Source organism: Candidatus Phytoplasma rubi (assembly GCF_026821955.1).
Classification (GTDB): domain Bacteria; phylum Bacillota_I; class Bacilli_A; order Acholeplasmatales; family Acholeplasmataceae; genus Phytoplasma; species Phytoplasma vitis.
The window spans coordinates 402,399-422,484 of record NZ_CP114006.1 but is presented as its reverse complement, the minus strand read 5'-3'; the positions used below and the strand labels follow the sequence as shown (position 1 = coordinate 422,484).

The following is a 20,086-nucleotide window of genomic DNA, read 5'->3' as shown; positions in this document are numbered from 1 at the left end:
ATGGTTCAGTTGAATCAACAACTGAACCCACCTTATTGCAACAAGAACAATTCCAACAAACACCACTAATTGGTAAGGCATTAAAAGAAACTAACAAAACAACTGAAACGCAACAACTAACTCCTGAAGAAATCATCAAAGCCAAACACTTATTAGAAATTCAACTCCAACAAGAAAAAATTAATAGTTTAACTTTAGAAACACAAAAAGCTAATTTAGAACATGATTTAACTCAAAAACAAGAAGAATTAGAAAATAATCAAAAACTATCTCAACAATAAAAACAAGAACTTCAAAAAGAAATCAATCAATAAATCGATAAAATCCGTTCTAAAGAAAACGAAATTTTTACCAAAGATCAAAAGATTAATCAATTAGAAACTGACCTTCACCAAGAAAAAACGATCAACACCAAAAAAGAAAAACAAATTAATGAATTAATCAACCAAATCAACGAACAAAATCAAATGACCGAACAACTCCAAAACCAAATCCAAGAACAAAAATCCTTAATTGAAAATAAAAACCAAGAATTAATAACCAATCAAGTTTTATTAGAACAAGAAAAACAAGCACTCCAAAACGAAATTAACCAATTAACTACTAATTTTCAACAAAAAGAAAAAGAATATCAAGCAACTATCTACCAAAAAGACCAAGAAATCACCCAATTAAACCAAATCATCAACGAACAAGCAAACGAAATTAACCGTTTAAGCGAAGAATTAGAAAAACAAATCGATAAATGGGTGCAACAAGGTCTAAATATTCAAGCTCTCGAAGGAACCATTAAAGCTTTAGAAAACGTCTCTGGCAAATATCTCGAAGAAAAAGCCGAACTCCGTCATGAAATTAATAAACTAAAAGAACAAATCAAAGATGAACAAAAAGCCCATGAAGCAACTAAAGTAACCTTAGAAGATAATAAAAATAAATTAATCCAAACAAAAACAAAATACGATCAAGTTCAAAATACCATAGACAACCAAAAAACCTGGAAAGATTCAATTCAACCCTTTACTACAAAAATTAAAGACGACATAAACGAAACAGTTAATAAAGTAACTTCTTGGTTCAAAAAATGATTTTAATTAAAATTCAAAAGTCAAATGTGTTAAAATATTGGTATATTCAAAATTACCCGAAAGGAACTAATCATGTTTAATATTAAAAAAATCATTAAATGGGTTTTTATCGTATTAGGGATACTTCTTTTTTTAATTATTAGTTTTATTGTTTTAACCGAAATGGAAATCATTAAATTACCAAAAGAAGAAATCCCTATTTTAAATGAAACCAAAGCTGATATCAAAAACGAATGGGAAGTAACTGATCACCGAGGAAGAACTAAATCAATGATTGAAATTCATTATACTTTTGATGGTCTTAATGGTATCGGTTATTATCAACAACAACTCGCTAACAAAGAAAATATCGGATCTTTTGAATTGATGAAATTTAAAGACCGCCTCGAAACCCAAAAAGAACCTTCTAACCTCGCCAACTACATCAAAGACCTTCCATCCTTTCAACCGTTGGAATAAAAGAGGTTTAACTTACGATAGTACCACTTTAGAAGGATTCGATTCTGCTTCTTTCGATATGGAAGATGACAGTTCTTTATATTCAAATATCAATTTTGAAAAACAACAATTCAAAGGCCCAAGGAGGTAACTATTTAATCCTTAAATACAAAGGCCCTAAACATTTCTTAGAAGAAGACAAAGACTATTACCTTGGTTCGCGCACGTGTTCATGATTCTGATTTCAAATTAACCCATTTCCACCTCCATTTTAACCCTATTCGTAAAACTTTATCTCTTTACCAAGATAAACACGACAATGATAAAACCCAAGAAGCCCAAAATAATAAAAGAACCAGCCCTGACTGGTGATAAATAATAAGTATTGATTTATTTACTTTTTTTGGGAATTATTTAATTTTTTTAATAATCAACAAGCAATGAAAATACTAAATTTAAATTATAATATTATTATTTAAAAAATTAATTTAAAAAAATAACAAATATAAAAATTTGTAAATCAAAAAAAATAGTAAATCTATATTAGAAAGTTTATTCAAAAAAAAATGAATTTAAATTTAAAAAAAATCAACTATACTTCAATTTTTTTATTTATAATATTTTTACTTTTTATATTTATAAATTATTTTATAAAATCTAATTTGGTTTATGCTGGTCAAGTTTATTCAGAAATTAAAAAAACAGATTCTTCAGAACAATTATTTGATTCTTCAGAAACAAAAATTGAGTTTTTAAGATCTAAAATAGATGATTTATCCAGAAAAAGAAATTCAATATTAAAAGAAATTAATAGAATAGAAGAAACATTATCATTTCATTTAAAAATTAGGAATAAGAAAAACCCTAACACTTCAGAAAGAAATTCAAATTTTTTAAAATTTCAAATATCTTTTTTAAAAGAAAAAAAATCTTCTCTTAAAAAAAATTTATATGAAATAAATTTAGAACAAATAAATTTAGAAATTAAATTAAGAAAAAAAATATATTTTCTTAAAAAATAACTTGTCTGCAAGAAAATATTAATCTAAAATATAAATTAAATGAATTTAATAATTTTTTAATCAAAAACCAGACCCCTTTAAAGGGTCTTTTTTTATTTAACAACCTACAAACCTTGGCAAGGAAACAAAAATTATGTTCATTAAAAAAATCTTTTCATTTTTACCCATTAATTTCATCTTTTTCATCATTATCTTACTTTCATTTATTCCAATTATCACCATTTATTATGTCATTAAGTTCTATCTTTTCGCCGTCAAAATAAATATTCACCAATTAAAACAAGGAATAGTGGTTCAATTGTATTCAACATTTAATCACGAAGCAACCCAATCATGTGGAATCTATTTAATACTTGGTTAACTAAGTTAAATAATATTATTCATAAGATAAGTAGTTCTTTCTTTACTTATCAAAATCAATGGTTAAACTTAGTTTTATTAACAATTATTTTATTATTTCTTCCTCATTTATTATATTTAATTGATTTTATCCTTAAATGTTTTATCACATTCTAGGGTTTATTTATTATTTAGGAAAATATCTTTTATTATTATTAAAGAAAATTTTTAAAAAAGAATAATCATTATGAAAATCAAAAACTTAAATCAACGCACTAAATTATGGTATCAACACCAAAAAAAATATATCAACGCTTCTGAAATCGCTTCTATTACAGGTTTAGATCCCTTTCGTTCCATGGAACAGTTGTTAAGTTCATGATAAACTCTTTAGAACTACCTTTACGCCAATCAATACACAATTCATGGTCAAAAAATGGAACCCATCGCTCAGAAGTTTTTCATTCAAAAAACTAATTTAACTTTCGAAGATACCATTTTTGTGGATGAACAAGTTAAACTTTTTTCCGATTCTTTAGAGGCTGAGCTGTTCCGTTTTTTCATACAACTTTTTATTTTAAAATTGTTCTTTAAGACTAAAAAATAAGTAGATAATTTCCTATCTTTTCAAACTAAGGAAATATTTTTTTATTGAAAAAGTGTCTAAACTTTTTTTCATAATTCTTTGGTTTCAAAAGATATTTTTAAATATTTATCCTTACACTATCTAGTTAGGTAAAAAAAGTGAAAAACTCGCCCACAAAATGAAAAGAAAATGATATTTTTTTAAATTTTACTATTTTTAGGTAAAAAAAGGCACACTAAAGTAACCTTTTACAAGGTTATATTATTTGATGTTAATTCAACTAAAAATTTATCTCAGATTTTGAATATATTGAGATGGAGTTGAATGGTTTAATTTACTTAAAATCCACTTAGTATTCCAAAATTTCGGAAAATGATTAATTAATTTTTTTATGTTATCAGGAGATTTTTGAAATAAAAAAGGGTTTTGATGTTATAAGATGGTTTTCATTTGGCCGAAAAAGTTTTCAATGACAGCGTTCTTACGAGGGTTAGCTTTTCTTGACATGCTGATTAAAAAACCTTTTTTTGTTAAAGTGTGTTAAATTTTGAGTGATTGATAAACTTTTCCTTGATCAGAGTAAATGATACAAGGCTCTTTTAATTTTGGCAGTTTTTTAATAGTATTTAAAACTAAATTTTTATTTTGTTGGTTTGAAACATGTGAAGCAATTATTTGATTGTTAAAAGAGTCAATGATACAAGAAAAATAGAGAAAACCTTGATTGGTTTTGAAATAAGTGATGTCGGTAAAGAGTTTTTAAAGAGGTTTGGTAGCCATAAAATCTTGATTGATTAAATTAGGAATCACTTGGAGATTATTTTTTAAATTACGGTAAGTAAAATTTTTTTTGATTCTTAAACGACAACTAATATCATTTTTTTTCATAATGAGATAAACTTTTTTCTTGGTGATAAATTCATTAAAAGTTTTTTGGTATAAATCAGTGATTTTTCGATAACCGTAAAAATATTGATAATGGGAACATAAAGCTTTAATCCGTTTTTGTTGTAACAGGTATTTTTCTTCTTTTTCTTTTAGTTTATCTTTCATTTTCAACCACCAATAATAATAAGTACTTCTTTTAATTTGAATTGTTTTTAAAATGGTGGTTAAATTAAGAGTTTGATTGAATTGGTTGACTAAATGAAAAACAATCTTTTTATCAATTTTTTTAATCTTTTCAATAATTTTTTGTAACAATTTAACTTTTTGTTTTAATTTTTTCATATTAATACCAAATTATCTTTATAAATTGTTTTAGAAATATATAACTATTTTTTTATATATCTAAAAGATTTTTTATGACTCAAATCAGGTAAAAAATTTTTGCTTTTTTGATAAAAATTAACAATATCAAAAAATTCCTGAATTATGATAGTTTTAATATGGTAATGAAAGTTTATTTAAATTAATTAAAAAATAATTTAAAAGTTATTTAATTAAATTTTTGGAAAAGAATAAAATTATCTTATTCATATGAAGATTTTTTGGTTTTAAAAGCCCTTTATTATTTTTATGCATAAAATTAGAACAATACCATTGTATTAAGTATTGATAAATATCTTCAGATAAATAATAATTTAAATAATTATTATGTTTCATAGATAATAAATATTTAGAAATTTGGAACCAAGACAAAGAAATATTGTAAGGTAAAAATTTTTTAATTTCCCATTGAATGCAACATTCTAAAATTAAGCAAAAGTTTGTAGGAACAACCTCATATTTATTATTTTGAGCATAAAAATTATGAAAACTATTAACATAATGTTTTCTTTGGGACATTTCTAAAATCCATTTATGAAATGATAAATTGAAATAATTACGACCTAATTCTAAAAAAGGTTGCATACCCTTATTATTGATTTTTTTATTCAAACAATAATCGTGCATACCAAATTCTTTTCTTAAAGCGCATAAAGATATATCGGGAGTATAAGGATATAACTCATAAGGTATTATTCTCATTGAAAACTCATTTCATTTATTTTTTTAATTTTATTAATTATTTTTTTTAATAATTTGATTTTTTTATTAGTGAATTTTTTCTAATTTCATAATTCAAACACCAACTATCCTTATAAATTATATATATTAACTATATATATCTCTAAAAGATTTTTTATTTGATAAATAAGCGCGGCTTCAGCGTGTTAATCTTTTTGTTTAATATATAATATTTAATACTTGGTAAGGCAATTAACTTAAAAATTAAAGTTAATTTAATGATTGAAATAAATTAAAAAAATAAAATTACTAAAAAGAAGTTTTTTATATCGACTAAATAATAATGATATGAAAAATGATAATTCGATAATATCAAATATCGAGTATCATTATCATTATCGATATAATATATAAAATATCACTCCTCAAATGAGTTAATCTTTATATAGATTATTTTAAAAGACAAACTGTTATAAAACTGTTAGTAAAGTATTATAAAGTTGTTAGTTTTCTTTTTTTATTAAATATTTATACATAGAATGTAGTTTTTTCACCCGATAACCTTGTTTGGTTTTCGTTAAAAAAGATTGAATGTATTTTAAATCTTTTTTTCGATAATAAATAATGTTTAACCCTTTTTTATAGTTATTTTTCATGGGTTTATGATATTTATCTAGCTTTTGAGCATCTAATTGATATAATTGTAAAGTTTCTAATTTATTGACATCAATTTTCTCAATTAATTCTTTAAGCTGATTTTTAGTTTCGTTTTGATAATTGATTTGAAATAAAGAATAGAGGGTTTTAAGGGGGTTATTTTAGCTTTTAAGAGGGATTAAATCTGAAAGTAATTTTTATTACTATTACTAGAAGGAAAATTATCATTTTATTTTTTCTTCGATGGTAAAAAGTTTTTATTAACTAAAATTTTTTTTATTCTAAATAGAATAGGAATAACAATTAATAAAACTAATAATAAGAAAACATTATTTATTAAAACGCCGAACCATCCTTGAGACGAATTATTATAAAAATTTAAATCAAAAAGATTATTAATTATTAAACTAATATTACATGATGAAAAAGGATTCATAAAATTATGTTGATTTTCAATTGAACCTAAAATTAATGAATAAAAAAGATAAAACAAAGGATGAATTAAAGCTAAATAATTTTTTCGATAAGAAGTGAAAGGAGGATTAATATAAAAATTACTAAAATAAAAAATAGTAAACAATATTGGAATATAAGTGTGTTCACATAAACTCACTGTTAAAAACTCATATTTAAAATTTTTATAATCTACAAAAGGATCGGCGATTAAATTCCAAACAACACCAGTTAATAATATATCAACTAAAACACAAAAAGCCCATAAAGAATAATTTTTAGAATTTCGAAATTTATAATTTAAAGTACCAATACAAAATAAAAGAACTAAAAAATTACTTTGAAAAGTGAAATTATAAAAAGTATTATAATAAACACCATGTATAAAAGTTAATAAATTTTGTTCTGAGTAATATATATACCCCTGAATACAAAAAAAACGACGAAAAGAATAAGTGTTTAATTTAATAAAATAAGTTGCACTTGAAAATATAATGAATACAATTAAAAAAATAAAAGCTTTACGAGATAATTTTTTTTTTGATTTATCAAACATAAATAATTTTTTTCCTTATTTATTTAATATTTATATATAACAATAAAATAAAATTGATAAATTAAACTGTTCTTTTTTCTAAAACAACTTTTTATTTTAAAATTGCTTTGAAGACTAAAAAATTAAGTTGATAATTTCATAATTAAAAACCCTCATTATTTTTATAAATTATTTAATATACATTTAATATTATAAATCTAATTTGTTTTTAATAATAATATATTGTTTTCAATACTTGGAAAGGCAATTAACTTAAAAATTAAAGTTAATTTAATGATTGAAATAAATTAAAAAAATAAAATTGTTTTTCAAAAAAAGAAGTTTTATTATATCGATAAATAATAATGATATGAAAAATGATAATTCGATAATATCAAATATCGAGTATCATTATCATTATCGATATAAAATATCACTCCCTTTAAAGGTTTGATTGTTACAAGGAAATTAGATTAGACAAACGATGATAAAAAGATGAGTGAATGATGATTAAATGATGAGTTAAAAAATAAGTTAATTATTTTATGATTTTTCTTTTTTTAAATATCTTTTATAATCAGGAAGTAGCTTTTTCACCCGATAACCTTGTTTATTTTTTGTTAAAAAAGATTGAAGATATTTTAAATCTTCTTTTCGATAATAGATGATGTTTAAGCTTTTTTTATAGTTAGTTTTCATGGGTTTATGATATTTATCTAACTTTTGAGCATCTAATTGATATAATTGTAAAATTTCTAATTTATTGACATTAATTTTCCCAATTAATTCTTTAAGCTGATTTTTAGTTTCGTTTTGATAATTGATTTGAAATAAAGAATAGAGAGGGTTTTAACGGGGGTTATTTTGGCTTTTAAGAAGGATTAAATCTGAAAGTAATAGTTTTTTATATATATTGCTATAAGAAAAATTATCATTAATTAAGGTGATTTTCGTTTGTTTAATTTCTTCTAAGATTTGAGGATCGACAAAGAGAGTTTGGTTTTTCGGGCGATAATTAGCTTCTTGGTAGGTGTTTTTCTTTTTAGAATGAGCAATAATAGTGAGATTGATTAAATCTTCTTTTAATATTTTTAAAAAGTTTTTAATTTGAGTTAAATCGTTGGGGGTGGTTTTTGTGTTCCAGCCCCCGATTCTAATTTCTTGACTAGTGTCGTTTTTCATTTTTTTCTCCTTAATTTGGTTTATTGTTATAAAAAGAAAAAACCCCTAAGTTACGAAAATAAAATCACAAAATTTAGGGGTATATTAGCGTTTACAGGGTATGTTAATGTATTTATATATAGATGTAATATATTTTGGTGTCAAAAAGCAATAATTTTAATCAATTATTTCTACTTTGTCTTCTCCAAAGAAATTAACGGCTAAATCAACGATAATTTTCTTCTTGGCTTCTTCATAGGAGGCATAAGGATCTAAAAAACATTTTTGGTAAGCTTCTTTTCCGTATTGACGTAATAAATCATCAACATCTTTACAAGTTTGATCGTAAGGGGGCAAAATCCTTCTGATTTCGTAAGGAATTTGTTGTTAGATTAGTTGTTCTCCTAAGGCTTCGCTTCGTTTTCGTCCTGTTTCGTCGTTATCTAAGGCGATAATAACCTTAATCTTTTATTTTTTGAGAATGTCTAGTTGAGATTGAGAAAGTAATTGAGTGACACAAATTAAACCGAACACGTTTTTAATATTGTTTTGTCAACAACTAATGACATCAAAAAAACCTTCATGAATAATGATGATTTTCGTTTTTTTAATATATGGTAACGCTTCAAAAAAAGGATAACTAAAATGAAAGGTAGGCGTTTGACTAAAATTAGTTAAGACTTGGTATTTTGGTTAAAAGTAAGAAACTTCGCGGAAATGGTTTTGATAAAAATGAAAAGTTTGATGATAACCATTTTCAATAGGGATAATAATGGAACCATGAAAAGTATCATGAAAATATTTTTACCTTGTTTACTGGTTTTTTCTTTGATAAAACTATATTCAACTAATTTATCGATATTAATATTTTTCTTTTGACAATAATTTATTAGTCGAAAAGATAAAGGTTTATTAGTTAAAGGAGAATAGCCTAGATGAAATTATTTAATGGTTTCTAGGGTTAATTTTCTTTTTTGAGTTAAATATTCTATTCCTGGTTGACTTTCATTTTTTGGTTGGAAATTAACAAATAATGATAATAATCGCGAATTTGGTTGAATAAGGCCGAGATTTCTTTAAATAATTGTTTCTTTTTGATATTAATTTCCTGTTCGTCAACTGATTGTTTTGGCTTAATTGGGTGATATGGTTGTTGAAAAGGGTTAGTAGTTATTTTCGTTATTTCTTTTTCTTGTTGGTTTAAATTTTTAAATTCGAAAGAATTCATAAATCCTTCTATTCTTTGGATCGCTTCATAAAAGGATTTAATTTGACGGATAGCTATATAAACATCAATAATATCGTAATCGCGACCACATTTCCAACAATGAATTTTATTAGTAGAAGTGAAATGATAACAAGTGGGGTTCTTTCCTTGATGAATGGGACAAGGAAAACGGTGGTGGTTATTAAAATTTAGAGGTAAAATTTTTAATTTTTTTAATAAAACTGACATGGGGAAATGAGTTTGAATGTATTTTATTTTATCTTGATAATTCATTGATGAACTCCTTAATAACTTTCTAATGGATAAGGTAAAATATAACCAATTTCTTGGAAAAGGTTTGCGTGTGGTCATTTCAAAGTGATAAACTAAGTTCTTTTTGGTACCACTGCGATTCTTTTTAATAGATAATTAAATGATTTTTTGTGATTCATTGTTTTTTGATGCTAAATATAATTGATTACAATTTTGATTATAGATATTTAATGGTTTGTCTTGGTCTTTAGATAGTTTGGGTTGGAATTCGGACATCATTAAGACGATATCTGAGTTAGTTTCAATTCCACCACTTCCTTTTAAAGCTGTTATTTCTGGTGATTTAGCTTGGTAATTGCTGTATGTATCTCTTGAAAATTGAGATAAAATGATAATAACGATGTTTAATTCCATGGCTAATTGTTTAAGTTTCGTCATGATTTCGTCAATGGCGAGACGGTCATTATCAAGATGATTGGATGATTTGGTTATTTGAAGGTGATCGATGACGATGATTTCGGCTTTTTGTTCCAAAGAGAAATGATAAACTAAATCGATGATGTAATCTATTTTTTTCCCTTGATCATAACTAAAGGATAAGTTAAGCTGGGAAAAGAATTTTTTAGCGTTATTTATCCTTTCCATGTAGGTATGTGTGGTTGAATGTTTGAGTCTTCCAAATTTTTATCTAAAATAACATCTAAGGGAATTTGAGTTTGGTGGGCTAAATCCCACTGCACCCCAAAAGTATCACAACTAAATAATTTATTAATAATCATAAAGATCAACTTTATCAGTTGGTCTTTTTATTTTTTAAAAAGAATAAAAAGTTAATCTTCAACTTTTCTAAAAATATTTTTAGAAAGGAAACTAATGAATAGAAAAACATTATTTTTACTTTTTTTAAAAGATAAAAGTAATTTTAAGTTACGCGAAAAATTAATAACATTACATTTACCTTTAGTGGAACAAATTGTCCGCCGTTTTAAATATTATCCTCGTTGTTTAACAAGTGCAGATTTAGTACAAGAAGGAGTTTTAGGATTAATCAAAGCTCTAACTAATTACGAAGATTTCGGTTATAATTTTTTGGCTTATGCTAAACCACATATTAAAAAAGCGATTAATGAAGCCATTCGTAAAATCACTCAATCTACCTATTTACCAAATTTTTCAGAAAATCATCATGAATCTTTCGCTTCACATTCTTTAAACCCTCATCAATTATGGTTAAAACAAGTTAATCATGAAATTTTTTTAAAAAAAATGAAAGCTAAATTAAGTGAAAACGAATTCAAAATTATCTATTTAAGTTTTGGTGTTCCTTTAGGAAATATTAACGAAGATTATCAAGGATGTTATACCAACACCGAAATAGCTGAAAAACTCAATTTATCTTTAAAACAAGTAGAAAATATTAAAAACATCGCTATCAAAAAATTAAAAAAACGTTAAAACCTATCGCTCGTCCGTAATGACGTTAAACTATAAGTCTTTGACGTTAGCCCAAGAGGACAGCGGAAAAATCAAGTCCCATAATGTCCATAAGGGTTACACCAGTAAAAGATAACTGAGTTAACGGAAAAATTCCACTTTCCGTGGATCGATCAATTATTAAAAAAATAAAATTTTAATTTAAATAAAAACCAGATTACTTTCAGAGTAATCTTTTTTTGTATCAAAATCAAGAATAAAATTTTTGAAACAACAGTAATAAATGATTCCCACATAAACAAATCAGATAGTCGTTAAATACATTTGTTTTCAAAAGTTTTATCTATAAATAAATAAAAAATATATCAAAAAGAAGGAAAAATAAAATATGTTAAACAAAGTTCAATTAATCGGCCGTCTCAGCCATGATTTAGAAAAACAATATATCAATTCAAACAACGAACAAATTCCTAAAATCGATTTTCAATTAGCTCTTAACATGAAAGATAAAACCCAATTTATCCCTTGTGTAGTTTTTAGAAATCAAGCTGACAACATGAAAAAATATTTACATAAAGGTTCGAAAATTTATCTTGAAGGAACTTTATTCATCCAAAAATACACGAATAATGAAGGTCAAACCAAAATCAATACTAAAGTTATTCTTCAAAACGTGATCTTTTTAGATAACAAACCTCAAGAAACTTTACCTTTTTAAAACAATAAATTTAATAACAACCAAATAAACTTAATATCTAACCCCCTTTTTCAAAAGGGGTTTTTTTATTGGAAAAAAACACAACAAATTGACAAGAACACCAAAAGAAATAAAAAAATAAAGGAGACAAAATGAAAAAAAGATATCCTATTTTATTAACAATTTCCTATTTATTTTTCATCATCAGTAATATTATGGCCTTATTTTTCAATTTTGAATTAGGATTAAAATTTAACGCTACAATCGCCATCTTTTCCGATATTTTCTTTTTATTTTATTTATGGAATAAGGAGAAGAAACATGAAAATCAATTGAATTGGATGTAAGAAAAAACTTTTGCCTCAAATTATTTCTCATTTACCTAAACAATTTAAAACTTATTACGAACCTTTTTTAGGAAGCGGGGTTCTTTATTTTTATTTAAAACCATCAAAAGCGATTTTTTGATCAGTTAAGAAAAGTTGAAAATCCTTGAAATTTTTTAATTCAGTTTGATTTTTTTGATATTCTTTTTGCGTTTTTAATTCTTCAATTCTTTTTTGATTAGCTTCCACATAATTAAGCGCTTGATTTAATTGGAAAATTTGTTGTTGGAGGTTTTCTTGGGTTTGAAGTTGAGCTTTTTCTTGAGCTAATTTTTCTAATTCTTCTTGTTTTTCTTTTTGATTTTGGTTTAACGCTTTCCTTTGTTCTAATAAATTATTGACTATAGTTTGTTGGGTTTGAAGTTGATTTTTCAGTTCGGTTAATTGTTGTTGTTTTTGGGTTTTCGTGTTTGGGGGTAATTGTGGGTTATTAGTTAATTCGGTTTGCAGAGTTTTAATTTTAGTAATAATGTCAGTTAAAGTTTTAACATTTTCATCAATTTGGGTTTTTAAGATGCGGTTTTGTTGTTGGAGTTCTTGGATTTTGGCTTGTTCTAATTTGATTTGGTTGTCGATCTCTTGTGGTTGTGTTGATGGAGGTTGATTAGTTAATGTTGGATTTTTAGTTGGTGGACGAGAATTAATAAAGCCAAAAATTAATAAAATCAAGAAACCTAAACTCAATAATCCGATCAAACTCAAATAAATTTTTTTGTTTAATGACATAGATAACCTCCTTTCTTAGGTGTTTTAAAGAAAATCATTTGGTTATTTTAAAATTAAAGTTTTCACTTTGTCTTTGATGGTTTTAGAAAGTTTGAAAGTGACTACTGTTTTGGCAGGGATTTTTAATTTTTTCTTTGTTTTAGGGTTTCTACCGATGTAGGCTTTTCTTGATTTTAATTTAAATTTGCCTATTTTAGGAAATAAAACTACTTCTTCGTTCTTAGTGATAGCGTTGATTAAATTATTTTCGAAGATATTATAAAATTCTTCAGTTTTAGTTACGGAAGTTTTGTTAGCTAAAGCGATTTTTTTAATTAATTCTTTTTTTGTCATAATTATTTGACTCCTTTTGTTTGATTTTTTTAATTGTTTGTTGGTTAGATGATTAAGTTCATTTGGTTGTTATGAAATCTTTTTTTTAAAAAGGTAAAGATTCATGAGGTTTATTATCTAAAAAGATCACGTTTTGAAGAATAACTTTAGTGTTAGTTTTAGTTTGTCCTTCATTATTCGTGTATTTTTGGATTGATAATGTGCCTTCTACATATATTTTTGAACCTTTATGTAGGTATTTATTCATGTTTTCAGCTTGTTTAAAAAAAACAACACAAGGGATAAATTGAGTTTTATCTTTGAGGTTGACCGCTAATTGAAAATCAATTTTAGGGATTTGTTCGTTATGACTATTAATGTATTGTTTTTCTAAATCATGACTTAGATGGACGATTAATTGAACTTTGTTTAACATAATTTTATTTTTCTTTCTTTGTAATATATTTTTTTTAATTTCTTAATCAATAAAACTTTTTAAAATGAATGTATTTAACGACTATCTGATTGATTGATGTTGGAATCGTTTATTACTTGTTTTTTCAAAAATTTTATGCTTGGTTTTGATACAAAAAAAGATTAATTTGAAAGTAATCTTGTTTCTGTTTAAATTAAAATTTTATTTTTTTAATAATTGATTGATCCAAGGAAAGCGGAATTTTTCCGTTAACTTAGTTATCTTCCAATGGTGTAACTGTTACCTTTTCTTTATTACTATCTTTTATTGCTATTAATTCATTGTTAAATAATATTAATTATGATTATAAACAAAAAAACAATTTTAATATTTAGTTTTTGTATAAAATATCTAATTGTTTTTTTATAATGATAGAATAATCTTTCTTTATAAAAAAATATCTTTACTTATAATAAAAAATTATTATAAGTAAAGATAAAAATCAAAAGACTTTACGAATCATTTAAATGTTGATTTTTTTAAATTTGGTAATATCAAAACAACAAATTTATAAAAAAATTAATAACATTTTCTAATTAAAAGAAAAAGATATTTAAAAAATTCAATAACTTATTTAAAATCATTTTGTAAGATTCAAGAAATGATTTTTTTATAAACAATTATCTTTAATTATAATAATTAAAAATTATTATAAGCAAAGATAAAAAAATAAATATCTAAAATTAGTTAAATATTAATTTTGTTTTAATGCTTTATTATATTATAAAAAGATAATTTATCGTTTTTTTTGTTCTATTTTGATTAATATCCAAATTGATATAATAAAATTTTTATAATAATTATCTTTACTTATAATAATAAAAAATTATTATAAGTAAAGATAAAAATCAAAAGATTTTACGAATCATTTAAATGTTGATTTTTTAAATTTGGTAATATCAAAACAACAAATTTATAAAAAATTAATAACATTTTCTAATTAAAAAAAAAAAGATATTTAAAAATTCAATAACTTATTTAAAATCATTTTGTAAGATTCAAGAAATGATTTTTTTATAAACAATTATCTTTAATTATAATAATTAAAAATTATTATAAGCAAAGATAAAAAAATAAATATCTAAAATTAGTTAAATATTAATTTTGTTTTAATGCTTTATTATATTATAAAAAGATAATTTATCGTTTTTTTTGTTCTATTTTGATTAATATCCAAATTGATATAATAAAATTTTTTTATAATAATTATCTTTACTTATAATAATAAAAAATTATTATAAGTAAAGATAAAAATCAAAAGATTTTACGAATCATTTAAATGTTGATTTTTTTAAATTTGGTAATATCAAAACAACAAATTTATAAAAAAATTAATAACATTTTCTAATTAAAAAAAAAAAAAAAAGATATTTAAAAAATTCAATAACTTATTTAAAATCATTTTGTAAGATTCAAGAAATGATTTTTTTATAAACAATTATCTTTAATTATAATAATTAAAAATTATTATAAGCAAAGATAAAAAAATAAATATCTAAAATTAGTTAAATATTAATTTTGTTTTAATGCTTTATTATATTATAAAAAGATAATTTATCGTTTTTTTTGTTCTATTTTTATTAATATCCAAATTGATATAATAAAATTTTTTTATAATAATTATCTTTACTTATAATAATTTTTTATTATTATAAGTAAAAAAAATATCTGAAATCAATTATATGTTAATATTAATTTCTTTTTAATGCTTTATTACAAAAAAATAATTTATCGTTTTTTTATTTAATTTTTGATTAATAAAAATCGAAAAAATAAAATTTTTATTTTATAAAAAAATTAAAATAAAAAATTAATAATAATAAAGAGACAATTTTTTTATAATACTAAATTATTACAAAACTTTAATTAAAATTTCTTATTATTTTCTAAATTTACAAATATTATATATATTTTATTGATTTTTATAATATTATAATTGTCATTAAAAAATATATTCAAAATTGGTTTACATAATATACATTATAGGAAGCAATTAATTAATAAAAAATACCTAAAAATAGTATTTTTTTATTTTAATTTTTTTATAAAATAAAAATTTTATTTTTTCGATTTTTATTAATCAAAAATCAAATAAAAAAACGATAAATTATTTTTTTGTAATAAAGCATTAAAAAGAAATTAATATTAACATATAATTGATTTCAGATATTTTTTTTACTTATAATAATAAAAAATTATTATAAGTAAAGATAATTATTATAAAAAAATTTTATTATATCAATTTGGATATTAATAAAAATCGAACAAAAAAAACGATAAATTATCTTTTTATAATATAATAAAGCATTAAAACAAAATTAATATTTAACTAATTTTAGATATTTATTTTTTTATCTTTGCTTATAATAATTTTTAATTATTATAATTAAAGATAATTGTTTATAAAAAAATCATTTCTTAAATCTTATAAAATGATTTTAAATAAGTTATTAAATTTTTTAAATATCTTTTTTTTTAATTAGAAAATGTTATTAATTTTTTTATAAATTTGTTGTTTTGATATTACCAAATTTAAAAAAATCAACATTTAAATGATTCGTAAAATCTTTTGATTTTTATCTTTACTTATAATAATTTTTTATTATTATAAGTAAAGATAATTATTATAAAAAAATTTTATTATATCAATTTGGATATTAATCAAAATAGAACAAAAAAAACGATAAATTATCTTTTTATAATATAATAAAGCATTAAAACAAAATTAATATTTAACTAATTTTAGATATTTATTTTTTTATCTTTAATTATAATAATTTTTAATTATTATAATTAAAGATAATTGTTTATAAAAAAATCATTTCTTGAATCTTACAAAATGATTTTAAATAAGTTATTGAATTTTTTAAATATCTTTTTCTTTTAATTAGAAAATGTTATTAATTTTTTATAAATTTGTTGTTTTGATATTACCAAATTTAAAAAAATCAACATTTAAATGATTCGTAAAGTCTTTTGATTTTTATCTTTACTTATAATAATTTTTTATTATTATAAGTAAAGATATTTTTTTATAAAGAAAGATTATTCTATCATTATAAAAAAACAATTAGATATTTTATACAAAAACTAAATATTAAAATTGTTTTTTTGTTTATAATCATAATTAATATTATTTAACAATGAATTAATAGCAATAAATAATAGTAATAAAAAAAGAAAAAGATAAAATTCTAAAAAAGTTTTTTAAAATATTTAGATTTAAATATTGACATTATACTAATAAAATGTTTCCTTATAAAGGTCATAGTGGAAGTGAAGTGCATTTATTTTATGCTTTCACAATTTGATATAGATATTTTGAGTAATAACTATACAAGGTCCTATATTTTCTATATTTAATAATAGTTTTGTTAAAGTAGATAACATTATCGAAATGGATACAAAGGGTCTAAATATTTATTTAGAAGAAGATAAAAATTTTTATGTTAATGAAACAATTTTTAATCAAAAAATCGTTTATAATAGGTACATTTCGATTTATTTATAATATTTATTTATTATTAAATAAGAAAAAAAAAAAAAAAATTATAAATTCAAACAAAAAAATTAATTTATTATTTATTATTTTATTTATAATTTTAATTGGTATTGATTTTTCTGAAATTAAAATCAAATATTATTGAAAAAAACGAATCACAAAAACAAAAAACTAAATCAACTAAAATTGAAAAATCACAAGAAAAAGAAACACCTAAAAACGAAATAGAAAATAAAATTTCTATTTCACAAGCTAGATTTGATGAAATAAAAAATTACATTTTGTAATTAGATGATAATTTATTACCAAACAATCTAAATATAAATGAAAAAACTAAAATTGAAAAAATAAGAAATTCAATCAAATATATATTACATGAATCACAAAATTTTATTAACGACGAACAAAAGAAAATCGAAGATTACAACAAAAAATTAAACGAAATTAAAACAAAAACAAGGGTGTGTTCCATATCAAAAATGGAACCAGTTAAAAAGTTAAAAAATTTAACTAAACAAAGAAAAAAAACATATATATAAATGTATATTTTAAAAATACTTAGTATTTTAATCTTGTTTTATTGTACAAAAAAAATTATATTTTGTCAAGTGTTTTTTAAAAAAATTTAAAAAAAACAAGAAACAAGACTTTTAAAAATATTTATTAATTATTTTTTTATATATATTTTTTTAATAAAAAATTAGATAAATAAAAAAATAATTTAAAAATGACTGAATGTTCGGTATAATTTAAAGATATCATCAAAAATAACAGCTTTATCGGCTCGTAAATTATTGTAAAAAAAAATATTAATATAAATAAATTAGTTAAATATGGTTTTATCAAAGAAAAAACCAGTAAACAAAATAAAAAATATTATCATGATACTTTCCATGGTTCCATCATTATCCCCATTGAAAATGGTTATCATCAAACTTTTCATTTTTATCAAAACCATTTCCTGGAAAGTTTCTTACTTTCGACCTAAATACCAAGCTTTAACTAATTTTAGTCAAACCCCAACATTTCATTTTAGTTATTGTTTTTTTGAAGCTTTACCTTATATTAAAAAACAAAAACCATTCATCATTCATGATGTCATTAGTTGTTGGCAAAATAGTATTAAAAACGTGGTCGGTCTCATTTGTGTCGCCCAATTACTTTCACAATCTCAACTAGAAATTCTTAAAAAAGAAAAGATTAAGGTGATTATCGTCTTAGATAACGACGAAACAGGACAAAAACGAAGCAAAGAGTTAGGAATACAACTCAAAGAAACAAATATTATATACAAAATTAGACATATTTTTTCTCCTTATGATAAAAATTGTAAAGATGTCGATGTTTATTACGGCAACCTCACTATTATCGCTCATTCTAAAAAGAAAAATACCTACCAAAAAGCCAATTATCGTCCTAAAAACCAAACTCTCTTTGTCGATTCTCAAATCTTAGAAGAAATTAAACAAACTAAAATCAACTTAATTAATGATAATTTTTCTTCTAGTAATAAATAAAAAATATTACTTTCAGATTTAATCCCTCTTAAAAGCCGAAATAACCACCTTAAAACCATAAAATAATATAACCTTGAAAAAGGTTACTTTAGTACGCCTTTTTTTCAAGAAAAATGTTAAATTTATATCAAAGATTATTTTCTTTTCATTTTGTTGGCGAGTTTTTCACTTTTTTACCTAACTAAATAGTGTAAGGATAAAATATTAAAAAAAATATCTTTTGAAACAAAGAATTATTAAAAAAGTTTAGACACTTTTTAATTCAAAAAAATGTTTCTTTAGTTTGAAAAGACAAGAAATTATCAATTAATTTTTAATCTTAAAGAACAATTTTAAAAATTAAAATTGTCTAAAAAAAAGGAACAGTTCAAGATCTTCAAATATTAAATTGTTTTAACCATTCAATAATATCTTGATAAACTTGTTCATTATCTAAATCATTAAATAAATTGTGATAATTTAAAGGATATAATTTTAATTGTTTATTTGTATTTTTAATCAAATCAAAAAGTTCTTGACTATTTTCTGGTAAAATAATTTGATCTTGTCCACCATGCAATAATAATATGGGAATTGGATAATGAAATGAACGGTTTATCATTTTTTCTTGAAAATATTGAATGCTTAAAATCATAGTATTTCTTATAAAGTTTGGTGTTAAAAAATTAATAGTACGACAATTTTTCATTTCTGTAGTTAAAGGCAATCTTGATAATTTTTCATAATCCATACCTACTAGAATGTTATCCATATTTTTAATATTTTCTGGATTAATAAAATTATTTACAGAATTTATTATTTTTGTTGGAGAACCACTATTAATAATTCCATCAATATCATTATATTCAATATATTTATAAACATAACAATTATTAATCATTCCACCTAAACTATGTCCTAATAAAATAATTTTTAAATTATTTTCTTGTTTCAAAGAATTAACTATCGAATGTAAGTCATTTAAAAAAATATGAAAATCATCAATATCAGCTATATTATTATTGTTGTTGTTTCTACTTTGACCATGACTTCTAATATCATAAAGTAAAACATTATAACCATATCGATTTAAATAGTTAACTAATTTTTCATATTCTTTAGAACTTTCAGCAATACCATGAGTTACAATTATATTGGCTTTAGCATTTTCAACTGTTTTTAATTCTGTGTAAATACCAGTTGTAACTTTGTTTAATAAAGGATAAGCATAGATCTTTTGTTTATAAACGAAAAAAAATAAAAATAAACTAATAAATAAAAAAATATTAAATAATAATAAATGCTTTTTTAATTTAAACATTAATTAAATCTCCTTTAATTTTTATTAATTA

General features: G+C 22.0%; 17 protein-coding genes and 8 pseudogenes. 13 read left to right on the top strand and 12 right to left on the bottom strand.

All coding sequences use genetic code 11. The features are described 5' to 3' along the window. The first annotated feature begins 35 nt into the window (after positions 1–35). The 7 genes and pseudogenes from RS022_RS02345 to RS022_RS02315 all read left to right on the top strand — a co-directional run. Positions 36–281: a hypothetical protein gene (locus tag RS022_RS02345; RefSeq protein WP_268849621.1), complete on the top strand. Its 246-nt coding sequence runs from the start codon at positions 36–38 to the stop codon at positions 279–281. 186 nt (positions 282–467) lie between these two features. Continuing rightward, the gene (locus RS022_RS02340) at positions 468–1,085 is read left to right on the top strand and encodes an ATPase (RefSeq protein ID WP_268849620.1); all 618 of its coding nucleotides are present in this window, start codon (positions 468–470) and stop codon (positions 1,083–1,085) included. Positions 1,086–1,157: 72 nt separating this feature from the next. After that, positions 1,158–1,895: pseudogene (locus RS022_RS02335) on the top strand (effector). Positions 1,896–2,089: 194 nt separating this feature from the next. Then, complete coding sequence (locus RS022_RS02330; protein ID WP_268849619.1) at positions 2,090–2,545, top strand: effector protein; 456 nt, start codon at positions 2,090–2,092, stop codon at positions 2,543–2,545. Between the two features lie 133 nt (positions 2,546–2,678). Continuing rightward, positions 2,679–2,906: a hypothetical protein gene (locus tag RS022_RS02325; RefSeq protein ID WP_268849618.1), complete on the top strand. Its 228-nt coding sequence runs from the start codon at positions 2,679–2,681 to the stop codon at positions 2,904–2,906. After that, positions 2,879–3,061, top strand: coding sequence for a hypothetical protein (locus RS022_RS02320; protein ID WP_268849617.1), 183 nt, complete (start codon positions 2,879–2,881; stop codon positions 3,059–3,061). Before RS022_RS02325 ends, RS022_RS02320 begins: the two co-directional genes overlap by 28 nt. A gap of 70 nt (positions 3,062–3,131) precedes the next feature. Next, positions 3,132–3,425, top strand: a pseudogene (locus RS022_RS02315) (YqaJ viral recombinase family protein); the annotation flags it as partial. Between the two features lie 333 nt (positions 3,426–3,758). Here the strand turns inward: RS022_RS02315 and RS022_RS02310 are convergent. The 8 genes and pseudogenes from RS022_RS02310 to RS022_RS02275 all read right to left on the bottom strand — a co-directional run. Then, positions 3,759–4,700, bottom strand: a pseudogene (locus RS022_RS02310) (IS3 family transposase). Positions 4,701–4,904: 204 nt separating this feature from the next. Next, positions 4,905–5,441: a hypothetical protein gene (locus RS022_RS02305; RefSeq protein WP_268849616.1), complete on the bottom strand. Its 537-nt coding sequence runs from the start codon at positions 5,439–5,441 to the stop codon at positions 4,905–4,907. A gap of 482 nt (positions 5,442–5,923) precedes the next feature. Then, positions 5,924–6,306: pseudogene (locus RS022_RS02300) on the bottom strand (phase variable surface lipoprotein); the annotation flags it as partial. Beyond that, on the bottom strand, positions 6,307–7,086 hold the full coding sequence (locus RS022_RS02295; protein ID WP_268849615.1) for a hypothetical protein: 780 nt from the start codon (positions 7,084–7,086) through the stop codon (positions 6,307–6,309). A 522-nt stretch (positions 7,087–7,608) separates the two neighbouring features. Beyond that, the gene (locus RS022_RS04265; RefSeq protein WP_268849614.1) at positions 7,609–7,764 is read right to left on the bottom strand and encodes a hypothetical protein; all 156 of its coding nucleotides are present in this window, start codon (positions 7,762–7,764) and stop codon (positions 7,609–7,611) included. A gap of 150 nt (positions 7,765–7,914) precedes the next feature. Continuing rightward, positions 7,915–8,247: a hypothetical protein gene (locus RS022_RS04260; protein WP_268849613.1), complete on the bottom strand. Its 333-nt coding sequence runs from the start codon at positions 8,245–8,247 to the stop codon at positions 7,915–7,917. Positions 8,248–8,403: 156 nt separating this feature from the next. Beyond that, positions 8,404–9,727, bottom strand: a pseudogene (locus RS022_RS02280) (toprim domain-containing protein). A gap of 11 nt (positions 9,728–9,738) precedes the next feature. Further along, positions 9,739–10,434 (bottom strand): annotated as a pseudogene (locus tag RS022_RS02275) (DnaB-like helicase C-terminal domain-containing protein); the annotation flags it as partial. A gap of 145 nt (positions 10,435–10,579) precedes the next feature. Here RS022_RS02275 and RS022_RS02270 point away from each other — a divergent pair. From RS022_RS02270 to RS022_RS02255, 4 genes are all read left to right on the top strand, one after another. Next, positions 10,580–11,161: a sigma-70 family RNA polymerase sigma factor gene (locus tag RS022_RS02270; protein ID WP_268849612.1), complete on the top strand. Its 582-nt coding sequence runs from the start codon at positions 10,580–10,582 to the stop codon at positions 11,159–11,161. 367 nt (positions 11,162–11,528) lie between these two features. After that, positions 11,529–11,858: a single-stranded DNA-binding protein gene (locus RS022_RS02265; protein WP_268849611.1), complete on the top strand. Its 330-nt coding sequence runs from the start codon at positions 11,529–11,531 to the stop codon at positions 11,856–11,858. A gap of 131 nt (positions 11,859–11,989) precedes the next feature. Continuing rightward, positions 11,990–12,184 carry a hypothetical protein gene (locus RS022_RS02260; RefSeq protein WP_268849610.1) on the top strand — a complete coding sequence of 65 codons (195 nt, stop codon included), beginning with the start codon at positions 11,990–11,992 and terminating at the stop codon, positions 12,182–12,184. A 10-nt stretch (positions 12,185–12,194) separates the two neighbouring features. Then, positions 12,195–12,305, top strand: a complete 111-nt coding sequence (locus tag RS022_RS02255) for a DNA adenine methylase (RefSeq protein ID WP_268849609.1) — start codon at positions 12,195–12,197, stop codon at positions 12,303–12,305. Here RS022_RS02255 and RS022_RS02250 read toward each other — a convergent pair. The 3 genes and pseudogenes from RS022_RS02250 to RS022_RS02240 form a co-directional block, all read right to left on the bottom strand. Beyond that, a pseudogene (locus RS022_RS02250) lies at positions 12,287–12,949 on the bottom strand (AAA family ATPase); the annotation flags it as partial. The gene RS022_RS02255 and the pseudogene RS022_RS02250 overlap by 19 nt on opposite strands. A gap of 42 nt (positions 12,950–12,991) precedes the next feature. Then, entirely contained in the window at positions 12,992–13,282 is a 291-nt protein-coding gene (locus RS022_RS02245) for an HU family DNA-binding protein (RefSeq protein WP_268849608.1), read from the bottom strand. A gap of 85 nt (positions 13,283–13,367) precedes the next feature. Further along, on the bottom strand, positions 13,368–13,697 hold the full coding sequence (locus RS022_RS02240) for a single-stranded DNA-binding protein (protein WP_268849607.1): 330 nt from the start codon (positions 13,695–13,697) through the stop codon (positions 13,368–13,370). 3,651 nt (positions 13,698–17,348) lie between these two features. On the opposite strand from RS022_RS02240, the gene RS022_RS02235 reads away from it, so the two are divergent. Both RS022_RS02235 and RS022_RS02230 read left to right on the top strand, forming a co-directional pair. Further along, positions 17,349–17,525 (top strand): hypothetical protein, encoded by a 177-nt coding sequence (locus RS022_RS02235; protein WP_268849606.1) that lies wholly within the window; start codon positions 17,349–17,351, stop codon positions 17,523–17,525. Between the two features lie 490 nt (positions 17,526–18,015). After that, positions 18,016–18,755, top strand: a pseudogene (locus RS022_RS02230) (toprim domain-containing protein); the annotation flags it as partial. Between the two features lie 376 nt (positions 18,756–19,131). On the opposite strand, the gene RS022_RS02225 reads toward RS022_RS02230, so the two are convergent. After that, entirely contained in the window at positions 19,132–20,055 is a 924-nt protein-coding gene (locus RS022_RS02225) for an alpha/beta hydrolase (RefSeq protein WP_268849604.1), read from the bottom strand. Positions 20,056–20,086: the final 31 nt, after the last annotated feature.

Coding starts and splice junctions, on each gene's coding strand:
- RS022_RS02320 (WP_268849617.1), top strand. CDS start 2,879: ATGTGGAATCTATTTAATACTTGGTTAACTAAGTTAAATAATATTATT.
- RS022_RS02225 (WP_268849604.1), bottom strand. CDS start 20,055: ATGTTTAAATTAAAAAAGCATTTATTATTATTTAATATTTTTTTATTT.
- RS022_RS04265 (WP_268849614.1), bottom strand. CDS start 7,764: ATGAAAACTAACTATAAAAAAAGCTTAAACATCATCTATTATCGAAAA.
- RS022_RS02295 (WP_268849615.1), bottom strand. CDS start 7,086: ATGTTTGATAAATCAAAAAAAAAATTATCTCGTAAAGCTTTTATTTTT.
- RS022_RS02265 (WP_268849611.1), top strand. CDS start 11,529: ATGTTAAACAAAGTTCAATTAATCGGCCGTCTCAGCCATGATTTAGAA.
- RS022_RS02270 (WP_268849612.1), top strand. CDS start 10,580: ATGAATAGAAAAACATTATTTTTACTTTTTTTAAAAGATAAAAGTAAT.
- RS022_RS02330 (WP_268849619.1), top strand. CDS start 2,090: ATGAATTTAAATTTAAAAAAAATCAACTATACTTCAATTTTTTTATTT.
- RS022_RS02340 (WP_268849620.1), top strand. CDS start 468: ATGACCGAACAACTCCAAAACCAAATCCAAGAACAAAAATCCTTAATT.
- RS022_RS02260 (WP_268849610.1), top strand. CDS start 11,990: ATGAAAAAAAGATATCCTATTTTATTAACAATTTCCTATTTATTTTTC.
- RS022_RS02240 (WP_268849607.1), bottom strand. CDS start 13,697: ATGTTAAACAAAGTTCAATTAATCGTCCATCTAAGTCATGATTTAGAA.
- RS022_RS02245 (WP_268849608.1), bottom strand. CDS start 13,282: ATGACAAAAAAAGAATTAATTAAAAAAATCGCTTTAGCTAACAAAACT.
- RS022_RS04260 (WP_268849613.1), bottom strand. CDS start 8,247: ATGAAAAACGACACTAGTCAAGAAATTAGAATCGGGGGCTGGAACACA.
- RS022_RS02305 (WP_268849616.1), bottom strand. CDS start 5,441: ATGAGAATAATACCTTATGAGTTATATCCTTATACTCCCGATATATCT.
- RS022_RS02325 (WP_268849618.1), top strand. CDS start 2,679: ATGTTCATTAAAAAAATCTTTTCATTTTTACCCATTAATTTCATCTTT.